This is a genomic window from Candidatus Omnitrophota bacterium (assembly GCA_040755155.1).
In the GTDB taxonomy this organism is placed as follows: domain Bacteria; phylum Hinthialibacterota; class Hinthialibacteria; order Hinthialibacterales; family Hinthialibacteraceae; genus JBFMBP01.
In genome coordinates, this window is record JBFMBP010000139.1 from 100,003 (window position 1) to 114,051 (window position 14,049).

General features: G+C 51.0%; 13 protein-coding genes. 2 read left to right on the forward strand and 11 right to left on the reverse strand.

Translation table 11 applies throughout. The annotated features are described in order from the left end of the window. Positions 1-99 precede the first annotated feature (99 nt). Complete coding sequence (locus AB1656_21210; protein MEW6237915.1) at positions 100-2,913, forward strand: beta-L-arabinofuranosidase domain-containing protein; 2,814 nt, start codon at positions 100-102, stop codon at positions 2,911-2,913. 26 nt (positions 2,914-2,939) lie between these two features. On the opposite strand, the gene AB1656_21215 is transcribed toward AB1656_21210, so the two are convergent. The 11 genes from AB1656_21215 to AB1656_21265 form a co-directional block, all read right to left on the reverse strand. Beyond that, positions 2,940-3,575: a prepilin-type N-terminal cleavage/methylation domain-containing protein gene (locus AB1656_21215; GenBank protein MEW6237916.1), complete on the reverse strand. Its 636-nt coding sequence runs from the start codon at positions 3,573-3,575 to the stop codon at positions 2,940-2,942. A 152-nt stretch (positions 3,576-3,727) separates the two neighbouring features. Then, on the reverse strand, positions 3,728-4,999 hold the full coding sequence (locus AB1656_21220; protein MEW6237917.1) for a glycosyl hydrolase family 28-related protein: 1,272 nt from the start codon (positions 4,997-4,999) through the stop codon (positions 3,728-3,730). Between the two features lie 37 nt (positions 5,000-5,036). Further along, positions 5,037-7,937, reverse strand: coding sequence for a TIM barrel protein (locus AB1656_21225; GenBank protein ID MEW6237918.1), 2,901 nt, complete (start codon positions 7,935-7,937; stop codon positions 5,037-5,039). Positions 7,938-8,101: 164 nt separating this feature from the next. Continuing rightward, on the reverse strand, positions 8,102-8,800 hold the full coding sequence (locus AB1656_21230; GenBank protein MEW6237919.1) for an SOS response-associated peptidase: 699 nt from the start codon (positions 8,798-8,800) through the stop codon (positions 8,102-8,104). Between the two features lie 76 nt (positions 8,801-8,876). Next, a complete protein-coding gene (locus AB1656_21235) occupies positions 8,877-9,347 on the reverse strand; it encodes a hypothetical protein (GenBank protein ID MEW6237920.1) in 471 nt (156 codons plus the stop codon). Positions 9,348-9,396: 49 nt separating this feature from the next. Next, complete coding sequence (locus AB1656_21240; protein MEW6237921.1) at positions 9,397-9,756, reverse strand: type II toxin-antitoxin system HicB family antitoxin; 360 nt, start codon at positions 9,754-9,756, stop codon at positions 9,397-9,399. Positions 9,757-9,824: 68 nt separating this feature from the next. Beyond that, positions 9,825-11,084, reverse strand: coding sequence for a uroporphyrinogen decarboxylase family protein (locus AB1656_21245; GenBank protein ID MEW6237922.1), 1,260 nt, complete (start codon positions 11,082-11,084; stop codon positions 9,825-9,827). A 20-nt stretch (positions 11,085-11,104) separates the two neighbouring features. Beyond that, the gene (locus tag AB1656_21250; GenBank protein MEW6237923.1) at positions 11,105-11,788 is read right to left on the reverse strand and encodes an SdpI family protein; all 684 of its coding nucleotides are present in this window, start codon (positions 11,786-11,788) and stop codon (positions 11,105-11,107) included. Between the two features lies 1 nt (position 11,789). After that, positions 11,790-12,062, reverse strand: coding sequence for an autorepressor SdpR family transcription factor (locus AB1656_21255; GenBank protein MEW6237924.1), 273 nt, complete (start codon positions 12,060-12,062; stop codon positions 11,790-11,792). A 239-nt stretch (positions 12,063-12,301) separates the two neighbouring features. Next, complete coding sequence (locus AB1656_21260) at positions 12,302-12,997, reverse strand: hypothetical protein (protein MEW6237925.1); 696 nt, start codon at positions 12,995-12,997, stop codon at positions 12,302-12,304. A 39-nt stretch (positions 12,998-13,036) separates the two neighbouring features. Beyond that, positions 13,037-13,648, reverse strand: a complete 612-nt coding sequence (locus AB1656_21265; protein MEW6237926.1) for a hypothetical protein — start codon at positions 13,646-13,648, stop codon at positions 13,037-13,039. 67 nt (positions 13,649-13,715) lie between these two features. Here AB1656_21265 and AB1656_21270 point away from each other — a divergent pair. Next, positions 13,716-14,049: hypothetical protein (locus tag AB1656_21270; GenBank protein ID MEW6237927.1), on the forward strand; the 334-nt coding region annotated here is incomplete at its 3' end.

The window sequence follows — 14,049 nt, forward strand, 5'->3', positions numbered from 1 at the left end:
TGACGAAGTAATATCAACTCTCGCCTAACCTCATTCCATCTTGGAGAGGAATTGTTAAACAACGCATCTAAGATATTGGAATTCTTGGGGGAATACGCAATGAAACAACGCTCGCTTCATGCCATCCATTCCATCGTGAAATTCTTTTTCGGCATCCTATTCGCCTTTGCAACATTTTCCGCTCATTCTCTGGAAACGGAAAAAGGCGCTCTGGCTTTTTCCATCCCCGAAAAAATATCCCTTCGTTTTTCCGGACCAATGGGGGAACGGATCGACGCCAATCTGCATAACTGGCTTCTTACCGCCCCGGACGCCAATCCGGGGATTCTGGAAATGTTCCGCGAAAGAGACCGGAAACCCGAACCGTCCATTGTTCCCTGGGCGGGCGAGTTCGCCGGCAAATATCTGATATCGGCGATTCAAGCGCGCAGGATGACGAACGATCCTCATCTCGATGTACTTCTGCAAAGGGTGATCGGCGAATTAATCGAATCGCAGGACGAGGACGGTTACCTTGGCCCTTTCAAAAAAGAAGAACGCCTCTTGGGCTATTGGGATCTATGGGGGCATTACCATTGTCTGTTGGCGCTTTTAATGTGGCATGAAGACGCCAATGACGCCGACGCTAAAGAATGCGCCATTCGCGCGGCGGATTTGATTTGCAGAACCTATCTGGACGCAGATCGGCGGATTCTCGACATGGGTTCGCATGAAATGAACATGGCCATTATCCATGTCTTTGGCCGCCTCTATCGCATTATCCAAGACGAACGATACTTGAAAATGATGTTGGAAATCACAAAGGAATGGGAAGAAAGCGGCGACTATTTCCGCATGGGCTTGAAAGGCGTCGATTTCTATAAACTCCCCCGGCCTCGCTGGGAAAGCCTGCCCGACATTCAGGGGATTCTCGAACTCTACCGCATAACAGGCCGGGAAGAATATAAAAAGGCCTTTGAAAATCTTTGGCGAAGCATCGTTAAATTCGACCGCCATAATACCGGCGGATTCTCCACCTTCGAGCAAGCCATCGGCGATCCCTATACGCCCGGCCCCATCGAAACCTGCTGCACCATCGCCTGGGCGGCGCTGACGGGTGATATGTTGCGATTGACGGGGGACTCGGCGGCGGCCGACGAGTTGGAATGGTCAACCTGGAACAGCATTATGGGTTCGCAGCATCCTTCCGGCCGATGGTGGACTTACGACACGCCGATGGATGGAGCGCGGTTGGCCTCCGCTCATCACATCGTTTTTCAGGCGCGGGCGGGAACGCCGGAATTGAATTGCTGCTCCGTCAACGGCCCGCGCGGATTGGGAATGCTTTCCGAATGGTCGTTTCTGACGGATGAGGAAGGCGCGATCGTCAATTATTATGGTCCCGTACAAGCGCGTTTTACGATGCAAAATGGTTTACCTATTCAAATCGAAGAAGAGACGTCCTACCCGGCGGACCCGCGCATCGTTCTTCATATCGTTCCCGAAAAACCGGCGGAATTTACGCTGAGGCTGCGCATTCCGAATTGGTCGAAAAATACGAACGCATCGATCAATGGAAATTCGCTTGCGGGCGTCGAAGCAGGAAAATATTTATCCATCCGGCGGACATGGAATCCCGGCGACCAAGTGGAACTAAATCTGGATTTTTCCATTCGCGCTTGGATCGGCGACGGACATGCCTTTGGCAAAACTTCCGTTTATTATGGACCGCTGCTCTTAGCGTTCGATTCTCATTTCAATTCGCTGGATGCGAACGATATCCCGCCGCTTGATATGCGGAACCTTTCTCTTACGAAATATAATTCTTACTTAGGACGTTTTAAGCCGATCGTACAATTCCACTATACGGGAAGCGATGGCCGGATCGCGGAGTTGTGCGATTTCGCCTCGGCGGGCGCATATGGAACGAATTACGTCTCCTGGCTTCCCGCCGTGAACGCGCCGCCGCCTCCTATTGTTCTAAAACAACCCGCGGATGGAGAAATCGTTCCCGCCGGTCCCATGAAATTCGAATGGAGCGGGATGAAAAGCCAAACCGATAGAACCTACGCGCTGCGGATTTCCAACAACAAGGAAATGCAAGAACCAATCGCGAAGATCGACGGCCTCCATTTTCCGGTTCAAATCGTGAACCAATCCCTTGAACCAGGCAAAACCTATTATTGGACAGTCGATTCTCGCAATCCCTGCGGCGAACAAAAGGCTGGCGATTCGCCCAATTCGTTTACCGTCGATTCGTCCCTTGCTAATCCGTTGGCGGGGTTCGCCGATAATCCGGCGCTGGTCCTAATCCGCGGTGACGGTCTCTTGGCTTCATCTCCCTTGGATGGAAACGGAACGCCCACCTATGGCTGCCTGGCTGAAACGCGCCATATTGAACCGGCCAAGGATCGATTCGGAAACGAAAACGGGGCCGTCCGATTTTCCGGAAATGGAATGCTGCGCTACCAACTGCCTTATTTTCCAGCGGATGAATATACGTTTCTCGTTTGGGTTTATCCCGAAACGCCGCCAACCGTCCATATCGCCCAGATCGTCAGCGCTTGGATTCGAGGCGGCGACGATCCCCTGCGGGTGACGCTGCAAGGCGGAAAAATCTATGGCCGCATCGAAGGCTTTACCGGCGCCAATACGAAAGGCATTCCCGTCAATAACAAGGAATGGCTGCACGTCGCCGCCGTGAAATCGGGCAGTCAATTGTCGCTTTACATCAACGGGAAACTAGCGGATTCCACCAACGCTCCCATTTATCTGCCCACCCTAGCGCAAGATTTCGCGCTAGGCGCCAATCCCCATTACGAAGGAAACGAGTATTTCACGGGATGCCTGGACGACTTTGCTTTCTATGCGAAAGCCATGAACGCCGAACAGATCGCAGAAGCGTTTAATAATGGAAATCGCAGTAAAGAATGATAGCCCCCAGGGCGAAAAGGGGGAGCCTAAAAGAACGACGTCATATCGTCGCCGAGCGATTTCTTGAAGTCCGTATGAGTGTTCGAGCGGCCTAAATCGTAACCGATCCAGATATCCCCATCGGACACCACTCCGTTGGACGGTCGGTAGGCGACGGAGCGGCCGCCTCCATAATTGACGTCCAGCTCGTCCTTATCGGGTCCGCATGCCATAAATGTCCACATCGAACCGTTGGGGGTGTTCGGGCAATCGCTGGTGCCGTACGCGTAAAACAAGCCATTGGCGAAGGGATCGATGGGGATGGAACTAATATAGGATACCGGAGTCGTCAGCAGCGCGTATACGCGTCCGTCATGATACGGTTCGTAGCATCCAAGGATATTCGCCTTGGCGCAGGTTTGCCCGAAATAATTCCCTTTCAATGCGCATAATTCTTCTGGTCCCACTCCCGCATCGTTTCCATCCTGCATCCAGACATTCTTATCCATTTTTCGCATGATGTTCTGCTGGTATAGCATTTTCAAATCGCTCATAGAACGGGACGCCTTGGCGCGCACTTGCGCATTTAAGAAATTCGGCACAGCGATGGCGGCTAAAATTCCAATAATGGCGACGACGATCAGCAATTCGATAAGAGTAAACGCCTTTTTGGAGTTCACCATAATCGCTCTTCCCTTATTCGTTTTCGGCGCGGCGCTGTTCGCATAAAGTATAGACTATTCCGCCGTATAGATTATATTCGTCCAATCTTGGCGGAAGACAAGGGCGGAGTTTTTTTTGCTCTTGCGTTATTTCCTAACCGCCATGATTCGCGTTATCGTTCTTTTACGAATACATTGCCCAATATCTGCACCTGTCCTGGCCGATCCAAAGGCGCGGAAATTTTATCGGGGCCGCTGAGTTTATTGCCCATGACAACGGCGGTTTGGATATTCTCGCCGATGAATATGTCCGGCGCAGCAATAAGTTTGTTGAAAAATTCGCATCCCTGCGCGATCAACGAACCGTTAAGCGCTTTGACATACGGCTCGACTTTGGGCTGTCTTCCTTGTGTGAAGTGGCAGTTCATGAGGGAAATCGTCCCCGATCCTTCATGAATAATTTGGGAACCGGATCCCGAATTGCCCCAAAAACCGCAGTTTGTCAGTTTAACGGGGCCTTCGTTGCCGGGACGGACTTCCAAGCCCGACATAAATTGGCAGTTTTCGAAAACCACGCCGGCGTGTTTTTGCACTTTTTCGATCAAGACGCCGAGCGGCATAATATCCGGCCCGCATTGCGTCAGCATAGCATTGGGCAATCCATGCCCCAGATCGGCGAAACGATAGCCTACTTTCGCCCAGATCACGAAACAGTTGGACATGTATTCCCAATCCGTCCGGCCGATGATAAATCCTTCCAAATGTTGGAGAGTATATTGTTCCAATTGTTTCACTTGCTCGGCGTTCAGACGGTACGGTTCGCTGACGCGCCACCAATAGACGTTATGGATATGGACGTTTTCCACTCGTCCAATATCCGTCGTTTGATCGATGAGTACGCCGCGCCGCAGGGCGCAAATATGCAAGTTGCGCAGATGATGCCCTTCGTTATGATAGGTCCCGCAATCGACGCCGTTGTAGGCATTTACGATCGTTACGTCAATCACGTTGTAATGCTGTCCGCGCCCCTGGATCGTCCACGGATAGGGCTGGATGTCTTCTACGGTTTGTTCGGGATAAAAAATCGTCAACCCCTTCGCCGTGCTGGAGGTATACAGCGATAGGAAAGGCGTTCCCTCCTCGACGTTGCGGTTGGCGTATGCCAGCAATACTGTTCCTTTATCCAGATGCGAAGTATGCGGCCCTTCCCAGACGCCTTGCAACGTCGCGCCTTCCGGAATCGATAACGTTCCATTCACCCGATATTGTCCGGCTGGCAAGCGAACCGCATCGCCCTTTTCGGCGGCTTTATCCAATGCCGCTTGAATCGCCGCCGTGCAATCGCTTCCATCCGTCTTCGCTCCGAAATCGGCGGCGTTGATCTCGCACCATGTGGCGCTGCAAAAAATGGAAACAATGATGAGAAGGGTAAATGTGATTCGCATAATAAAATTCCTCCAATATTATTTGCATTCGATTAGGCTATCGAATTTCCAACGCCTGCGCATCGAGATATTCCTCGTCCAACGAGCGATAGTCCACATCGAAAAGAATCGGGACGTCGGCAGCCATTGCCAGAATTTCTTGCAGCCTGTCCTTATCTTGATAACTGGCGATGGCGGCGTTCGCGCTCCAAAGCTGTCCGCGGGCATCGTAAGCGGGAGCGCATGCCAGCCACATGCCAATTCGGTTCTGTACTACATCGGTTATCTCTTCCTTTGCGTTGCGTTGCGATAAAAGCAGCGCCGCGCTTGGGGCCAGGCGAAAATTCGGCGCGGCGATGCGGTCCAAAAATTGCGCGGCTTGCTTCAAATTCCATGGCGGCTTGCCTGGTCCCAGCCGCAGATGAACGGTTATCGAACGTTTTCCGGCGAGTTGGCAGATTTCTTTCAATGTTTTGTCAAATGAATTCCAGGTTTGCTCTTCGGTAAAATTATTTTCGGGAAAACGATGCAGCGATAGCAGCAGATCATGCGCTGAAAGAATTTCCATTTTTTCGAGAACATCTTTGACGATCGCGATGCTTTTGGCGTATTCTTCCGGATCGTTGTCGATCAGCCGCAAGTCGGGATATAAATTGATTCCCGATGACATATCCACTATCACGCGCAAACCTTGCCGGACAATCCATCCCGCTTCATTTCGTAAAACGTTTTTATCTCTCCTGCGCAGATAATTCCAGTCGATCGCCGCGCCGTCGTAATGTTCGAAAAACGTAGGCCGGGCTAGGATGGCTTCTTTAAGGGAATCGATATTGCGCAGCGGCAAAATGCGGCCTACGGGACGCGCGGGTGGTTTTTCATGAGCAATGAGTTCGATGGCTTGCTCCTGAATTTTCACGATGAAGATGCGGTAATCCCCTCCGGCGATCTTATCGCCGTCGCTGGCGCCTAGTGCTGGATTCTTTACGGTCTCCGGCAAGTAACCAATGGCTTGTTTTTCCGATGAGTCAAACGGCGATTCCTGGATTTCTAAGATAGGGCCGCCATGAGAGACGATCTGCAGAGGCTTTTCCTCCCAGCTGTTATTGCCGATTCCCAGCGTATATTCACCTGCGCGTTTGCGGCAAACGATGAGACTGAGATCGTCTCCTGCGCCGAACAACATCTGTTGGCGAAAAACCTTATCCAATACGATGCGGACATGATTTAGGAGAGGATAAGGTTTGGGCAGCGATCGATCGTCTCTATTTTCAATCTCCTTGACTGCTGGTTGGCTGCATACCCCAAAAGAACTGGCTAGCGCCGTAATGCGTCCGGCGCCAAAATCGATTTCGACAGCGGCAGGCCGCTCGCCGCATTGCGCTAATACTTTCGCCCGTGGGGGAAACCGCAGCGGATAAAGCATGAAGGAAAATTCTTCCTTGCGCGTCTCGCCGCCGATCTGCAAGACGCCCGCTTCGATCTTTTGCGCTGGGCCGTCAACCTGGATGCCAGCAAGTCCATCTACGAACTTCGCCAGATTGCCAGACGTAATAATCAAATGCCCTCCGGATTCGGCGTAGCGCAGCAGCTTATCCCGAATCTCCAATCCCCCGTTCATCTCCCCGGCGATTACGAGCACCGCATAACGTTTCAACAGCCATAAGGGAGCGTCGCTGAGCAGGCAATCGGCGCTGTCGCCGTAGGGCGTCGGCGTCAGAAATCCTTTCTCGTCATGGAAATAAGAAGAATCCTGATAACCGGGATAAAGCATATCCAAAACGCCGTCGGTCAGGTAATCGCCTTCTTCATAAGGTAAATTGCCCCAAACCCGGTAGACGTCTCCCGAATATAAATGGCGGGGGAACGACCAGCCGGAGTAAAAATCCAGCATCAAAGCGATGGGAACGATCATCTCTCCCGGTTGGCCTTGTTCTTGCACCCATCGGTTGGCGGACGCCTGCATTTTGCCGATGGGCGAAAATTCGCCTTGAGCGTCGAACCAACCATTTTCGAATCCAACGAATACGCTGTTGTAGAGAATATGGCTGTAGATCAACCGTTTGAATAAACTCAAACTGGTTCCTTTGGTTGGACTATGATCCACTCCCTCGCTGCCGTAGGTTTTGTATCCCCACCGGTTGAAAATCGAGGCGTTGCCAAACCACGGAACGCCGTACTGCTTCCCCGCCCCGCGAATGAAGGAATAATAAACTTGCCCATTGGGAAGTCCTTGGGCAGTCTCCGCTCCAATCAGCGTATAGACGCCCTCCTTCAAAAAGTAATGCCCGAAATTGAGCGAAACCAGCGTCGACATCTTATTGCCCAAATCGTCGCACATCCGCTGAAAATGCCGTTGGAAATTCAAATATTGTTTAAAGCGATCCGAGGATTTGAGAACCATCTGCGAAGCGTAACCGCCGATGTATCGCCCATCCTGCTCCCCCACGTCCATGCCCAGCCAACGCTCGCCTAATTTCTCTTCCAACAGATCGAAGACGCCTTCCGGCGGTTTGTATTGCTGCCAATAGCCGCCCGGACCGGAGCCAGGAACATAGCCCCAGATATCGAACAGGAAAAGATTTCTACACTTGATCTCGTCAGCTAGATCGCCGAGATTCTTGGCGAATAGAATAGGATACGACGGCCAAATCACATCTCCCAACGCAAAGTCGCGAACGTATTTATCCAATTCCTTCTCATAATCGATAATTTGATCGTCCTGAACGGCGAATCCGCGCAGAGCGGCGAATCGCGTCCGGTTGCCGAACGTTTCCCAATCCGGCGGCTTCACGAAACGGCGGGAATCGTCGGGATTCTCTCGCGGCTCCAGGCGATGGCTGTAGATGCGATGCTTTTCGGCGTCTCCGTAAGCGTAAAGGCGCGCCGCGCTTAAAACGATAAGAATCAAAAAAACATAGACCGGCCAATATTCAAGAAGGCGTGAATGGCGTAAACGCATCGTTTACCCTCGCAGACATCGATTTCGAATCGAACGATATATTGGAGATAAATTAAGAAACCATTATTTCAAATTCATTGAGTAAATGATAGATGGGCGCGAGGGAAACAAAACTATGGATAGCTTGTAGGATGGATCGCATTGTCTAGACCACAATGGATAAATCAAAAAGAGAACAAATCCTCTGTCTCATCCTCGCGGACTTCAATGCAGCGCGGGCCATCATGAGCGGCGCTATTGACCCAATCTCCCACGGCTAACGCTTCCATCGCGTTGGCGGGATAAGGACGAAACATAGGCTGGATGTTTTCCGCCTTTTGGTTTTCCGGATCGAGCCAGGCGCCGTAATCCTCCGGCGGCAGGATGACCGGCATTCGTTCGTGCAGCGGTTGGATCAAATTGTTGGCCGCCGTCGTCAGGATGGCGCAGCTCTCCACCGGCGCCTCCGGCGTTCCTTGCCAACGTTCCCAAATTCCCGCGAAGGCGAAGGTTTGTTCTCCTTTGAGCCGAATGAAATATGGCTGCTTTTCTCCCTTCGTTTTTTTCCATTCGAAAAAGCCGTCCGCCGGAATCAGGCAGCGCCTGCGCAAAATCGGAACGCGAAACGCGGCTTTTTCGAATACCGTCTCCGAACAGGCGTTGATCGATTTTGCGCATCGAGTTGCGTCTTTCGTCCAAGCGGGAATCAATCCCCAGCGAAAAAAAGCAAGTTGGTTCTCCTTTTTCCCCGCCGAAAAAATTACGCCGGGAACCGCCTGCGACGGCGCGATGTTATAACGGGGAGCGATAGGCGGGACATCGTTCAGCTTGAACAGCCGGGCGAGAATTTCTTCGGGACTAATGAGAGAAAAGCGTCCGCACATAATATGGTTGGCTCAAATGATTCTATGATCCTGGGAGCGCGGGCATCCTGCCCGCATAATAAAGAGATTTCATAATTTACTGTTTCATTAACGATTTTTCAAAATTTTCAACGAGATATTTCTTGCCTTTAGCGACGATCTTATGTCCTTCCGTTTCCAAACGGGCTTTAACATTCTCGATTCCGCCGGGGTATTTCGCATTCAACTCGCCGCCCGCTTTTAGCGTCCGCCAATAGGGCGTGATTCTTTTTTTCCCTTCCATTTCCTCGTCGTTGGCGGCGTTGGCGGCAATCCAGGCGAAAATTCCCGTCGTGATGGGGCATCCCATCGTCGCGCCATGCCTTTGCGCCAGGATCGAACGGATTTCGTTGATAGTGATTAATTTCCCTTTGGGGACGGTTTTCATGATCTCGTCCACTTCTATCGGCGCAGGAATCACAACGCTTCCCGATCCCCAACGTTGGCTCATCTTTTCCGTAATTGGCAAGACTTTGGGCAAGTCCTTGCTGTCCGCCAATTTCTCCCGCCAGGTTTTTCTTTTTTTCATGGCGTTTTACCACATTGTGTTAGGGATGAAATTAGAAGGCTGGCTCAAATTATTCTTCAACAGCCATCTTGATCGCTTCGACAATAAGTTGATTGACGCTTTTGCCTTGACGTTCGGCTGTTTGCGCCGCCTGGGCGTGAAGATCGGGCGGCATTCTCAGATTGAATTTTCCGGAAAAAGATTTTTGCGGTTCGATTCCTTCTCGCGCGCACTGGTTAAGATATTCGTCCACAGAATCGCGAAACGCTTTTTTCAGTTCCGTCATATTCCGCCCTTCGAACATAATTGTGTCCCTAATGCCTCGCAGTTTCCCATGAAAGCATTGATCCCGCTCGCTGAATTGGGGTACGGCGTAATACTCTTTATAGACGAGCATGTTGCTGGCCTTAGCGGCGTTTTTTTTCTTCATCGGCGATTCCTCCCCCTTTTTTTTGTTTAGAATACGGGAAAGATCGAATAAAGCCCAGCCCAGCGTTTCTATTGCCCGCCATTAAACTCCTTCAGCGCCTCGATCATAGCGACGATGTTCTCCATCGGCGTGCGCGCTTGGATGTTGTGCACGGGATTGAAGACGAAGCCGCCGCCGGGAGCGAAAATTTCGCAGCGGCGCAGGACTTCTTCCCGCACTTGCTGCGGCGTTCCGAAGGGCAGCGTTTTTTGCGTATCCACGCCGCCGCCCCAAAAGACCAGCCGGTCGCCGTATTTCTCCTTTAACCGCTCCGGCGCCATGCCCGCCGCCGAGCATTGCACGGGATTGAAAATATCGAAGCCCGCGTCGATGAAATCCTCCAGAAATTTTTCCACCGCGCCGCAGGAATGCTTGAAGGTCATCCATTTCGTATTTCGATGAATCCAATCGTTTACCTTTTTATAATAGGGTTTGTATAAACGGCGGAAGGTTTCTACAGAACAAAACGACGTTTGCTGCGCGCCGAAATCGGTCCCGCAGATAAAGGCGATATCCACCGCATCGCCTACGGCGGCGTGGATTCTCGCCAGGTTGGCCAGCGCGATATCGCATTGCCGCGAGAACACTTCCTCGACGTAATCCGGACGCGCAGCGATGGACATATACCATTCCGACACGTCGCGGATGCCTTTGGGATATTTCAGCGACGTCCCCGGCACGCGGGCGATATCGCCAAAGCTAGTCCCGCCGAACGCGGCGATTACCGCCCGGCCCGAAGCCGCCGCTTTCTCTACGGCCTTTCGATAATAATCGATATCCGCCTCGGAAATCGGACCGTATTCTTCCAGGTTGTCTTGGGGATCGAGTTTTTCCTCGTCCAGCGGCGGCTGTCGGATGATGGCGTCGAAGAAATAGCCATCCTTAGGCATGCGTCCGCTGGGCGGCGCGGAAACGTCGCCTTGGGGATGAATCAGCGCGTCGCCGTTGCTGTCGTAGGTAACGGCGAAACCGCCGCCTACCAGCACCTCCAGCCCGTCGAACATGCGCCATGTCTTCCAATTGTCGTTGGCGTATCCGAAATTCGTCTTCGGCGGAAAGACGCATTCCGTATCGATGCCGATAGCTTCTTTGAGATCGTCGTCGATCCAGCCCAGCATCTGCAACGGCTCGTGAACCGTGACGGGTTTCTTTTCCAAACTGTAATAATCCCGCAACGCCGCTACGGCGCTGACATGGATTCCGGTGGTGTTGGTTCCTCCCAGATCGAAGGGAATCCGGTCCGGTTCTCGATGGTTGACCGCCGCCGCTGTTCGTTCTCGTCCGTTCATCTAGCCCCTTCCGCGGGGCGTCAGCGCCCCGATGTCTGTTTGTTGGGATCGGATTTCCAAACCACGTACGAGTATATTACCATGACGCCGACGCAAAAGAGCATACTGATAACGGGAATCAAGATATGGATTTGAAATATCCCCGCCGCCAACATAACGATACCCATCAAAACGAACAACTTCCCGCCCAGCCGATGCGTTTTGTTCCATGACAGTTCGCTTGACAGCGTCCACGGCGTGCGGATGCCCATGAAGAAGTTGCTGCGGATTTTGCCCAGATAGTTGCCGATGACGATAAAGAGGATTCCTACTCCCGCCGGAACAATGGCGGCGATTTTCACCGGGTAGCCCAAGGCGAACATGATCGTGGCGAAATGAATCCCAGCCATAAAGAACATTACGCAGAAGATGATGATATAAAAAACTTTCCGCGATTGTTTGAAATTTTCTTTCCGGGGTTCGAGATAGGGAATGAATATCGCTAAGGGGATAATCAAAGCTCCTATGATGATCGGCATAAGAAACAAGCCTTCGAATTTACTGCCATAGCGGTCGACTTCGCCATTCGCTCCCCAATGCACGGGCATCTTTTGATCCGGCGGGATTTGCTGCCAAGCCCACGCTGAAAAGAGAAGCATGATAATGAGGATCATTCCGCCAACGAATAGAATCGTTTTGGTTTTGAATGCAGTGGTTTCTTCCATTTTATTCGCTCCTTGGATTGATGTTGAACGTATTCATCAGCGCCATCAGAGCCTCTTCCAACAGCGAGACGTTGAGACGGTAGGTGATCGTCGTCCCGTTTTTGTCGCCTTGGATCAGGTCAGCTTCTTTGAGAATGGTGAAATGGCGCGACAGGGTAGGCTTGGCCAGATCGAAATAGTCGGCCAGCTCCCCCGCCGTACGATCCCGTTCCCGCAGCAGTTCCAAAATCCGCCGCCGGGTGGGGTCCGATAGCGCTCGATAGACTTTGTTCATGGGCATCGCCTCTATTTAGCTGATGAGCTAATAATATTTCGCAAGGATGAGTTCGTCAAGAGTATTTTTATATTTAGCTAAATAAAAAATTTATCGCGGGAAGAGGATTCCAATTGTTGGGGAAGAGGATAAAGGAAAACGCCGATTCTCGTTATTGTTTGATTCAATCATAACGATTACAATAAAATCTCCGAAAAAAAATATGAAATCGTAGGATGGGTCAAACAACACGACCCACCCTACGATCCTGAATAACGATGGATGTTTTCTTCGATTTTTATCTTTAATGAATCCCATTTTCCTGAATCAAGTAGATTCTTTATTGTTACATTCCCGCTCTCAAAAAGAAGAAAATGAGATATTTCGAGACATAGCATAGAGGCTTCGAGCAAATCATGGCTATCAACTAAGTATATTTTAGGAATAAAATGTTCAACTTCATTTCTTACTTTCTCGTGAAGCCATTCAAGAGTTTTCATATCTTCATCATTAATAGAGATGGTTTTACTCATTACATAACGCTTCATAAAATATTCGGATTGGATCATCGCAAGGAGATCGTAAAATCCGTGAAGAAAATTATCTACTTTTTGGGACCGCTTCTCAAAATCATGTAGTTCTTCCTCTAATATATCTATCGGCTCAGAGAATCTCCATGCGCGTTTGCATCCATTAATTTTGGTTTTCTGTATTTTCTTCCAACCTCCATCTCCTAACTTATATAATGTTGTCCGTGTTTTATCTTTAGAACGACCAGTAATCGCGAGGTTGGCAGTACCTTTGAGAGATTCGACCATTGAACGAAGCAGTATTTGATGGCACTCAACGGCAATTCTTACAAAACTTAGATTATCATCTTCAAAGGCCACCAATGCGTGATGAAGGTTGTCGTTGACTAATGTTTGATTATTGATTCGTTCGTAATCCTCTTTCATTTGCAATCCTTCTAATTCTCTCGAATTAATGAGAAATCCTCACTCCACAATCCCGCCCTCTTTCCAAGACGTTTTCGGCGGCAAATTCGACGCCCAAATGTCTCCTCCGCTGCTGCGCTTTTCCGTGAAGGGAACGCCGAGGCCGTTGGTGGGGTCGAAGGTATAGGGGCTTATATTGTCTTCTCCGAGCAGGAAAGCGAGGGCGGTTTTAGAGTCGATATCCAGTTTTTGGTCCGGGCCGGGGCTGACGAGGAGATACTTGTCCTTCAACGTGTAGTAATAAAAGAGAGGCGTCGCTCGTATCGCAAAGGGATCCATCGCCGCCAACGGCAGGGCGGCGATGGGAACGCTCAACGCCGCGCCGGAGGCGTCCAGGATGCGCAGAGTGGAGAGATCGAAGCGATCCTGCATCGGCGGCGGCGGTTGCTGGAGGAGAGAACAATAGGCGTCTATGGCGGAAGACAGGATTTTCAAGTTCTGCTGCGTTAACGCGATTCGCGCTTGCGTGCGGATGAAATGATCCTGCCGAATCTTTCCTAGAATGAACCATCCCGCGAGAACGAGCGCGAGTCCGGCAATCAGGATTTTTAAAGTCCATGACGCTGCGATATGTAATGCGCGGTTCGATGGTTCGCGGGACGCCTCATTCATTCTATAATCTTCCGTTGTGGAGTTGAAAAGATTATAACGGAAATTGGAATAGAAACGATCCTTCGCGATGAATTCCGCCCCTGCCTCGCAGCGTATGGCTCGTAAGGACGCCATGATTCTTCTCGCCGTCCTCTTGGCGGCGGCGGCCTTGGCTCTCGCCATCAACCAATATGCGCTGAATAACTTCCCCAATTCCGCCGACGAGCACGCCAATCTTTTTCAAGCGCAGATTTTCGCAATGGGGAAGCTGACGGTTCCCGCCCATCCTCAGCAGCCTTACATTTCCCCATTTTATATTGTTGCGCGGCTGGATCGCGTATTCTCTATTTTCCCGCCCGGCTGGCCAGCGATTCTCTCGCTCGGCGTAATGGCGGGAGCGCCGCAGATTGTCAATCCATTGC

What these genes read in the sequence shown, in the direction of transcription:
- AB1656_21210 (MEW6237915.1), top strand. Translation starts at nt 100, where the DNA reads ATGAAACAACGCTCGCTTCATGCCATCCATTCCATCGTGAAATTCTTT.
- AB1656_21215 (MEW6237916.1), bottom strand. Translation starts at nt 3,575, where the DNA reads ATGGTGAACTCCAAAAAGGCGTTTACTCTTATCGAATTGCTGATCGTC.
- AB1656_21220 (MEW6237917.1), bottom strand. Translation starts at nt 4,999, where the DNA reads ATGCGAATCACATTTACCCTTCTCATCATTGTTTCCATTTTTTGCAGC.
- AB1656_21225 (MEW6237918.1), bottom strand. Translation starts at nt 7,937, where the DNA reads ATGCGTTTACGCCATTCACGCCTTCTTGAATATTGGCCGGTCTATGTT.
- AB1656_21230 (MEW6237919.1), bottom strand. Translation starts at nt 8,800, where the DNA reads ATGTGCGGACGCTTTTCTCTCATTAGTCCCGAAGAAATTCTCGCCCGG.
- AB1656_21235 (MEW6237920.1), bottom strand. Translation starts at nt 9,347, where the DNA reads ATGAAAAAAAGAAAAACCTGGCGGGAGAAATTGGCGGACAGCAAGGAC.
- AB1656_21240 (MEW6237921.1), bottom strand. Translation starts at nt 9,756, where the DNA reads ATGAAGAAAAAAAACGCCGCTAAGGCCAGCAACATGCTCGTCTATAAA.
- AB1656_21245 (MEW6237922.1), bottom strand. Translation starts at nt 11,084, where the DNA reads ATGAACGGACGAGAACGAACAGCGGCGGCGGTCAACCATCGAGAACCG.
- AB1656_21250 (MEW6237923.1), bottom strand. Translation starts at nt 11,788, where the DNA reads ATGGAAGAAACCACTGCATTCAAAACCAAAACGATTCTATTCGTTGGC.
- AB1656_21255 (MEW6237924.1), bottom strand. Translation starts at nt 12,062, where the DNA reads ATGAACAAAGTCTATCGAGCGCTATCGGACCCCACCCGGCGGCGGATT.
- AB1656_21260 (MEW6237925.1), bottom strand. Translation starts at nt 12,997, where the DNA reads ATGAAAGAGGATTACGAACGAATCAATAATCAAACATTAGTCAACGAC.
- AB1656_21265 (MEW6237926.1), bottom strand. Translation starts at nt 13,648, where the DNA reads ATGAATGAGGCGTCCCGCGAACCATCGAACCGCGCATTACATATCGCA.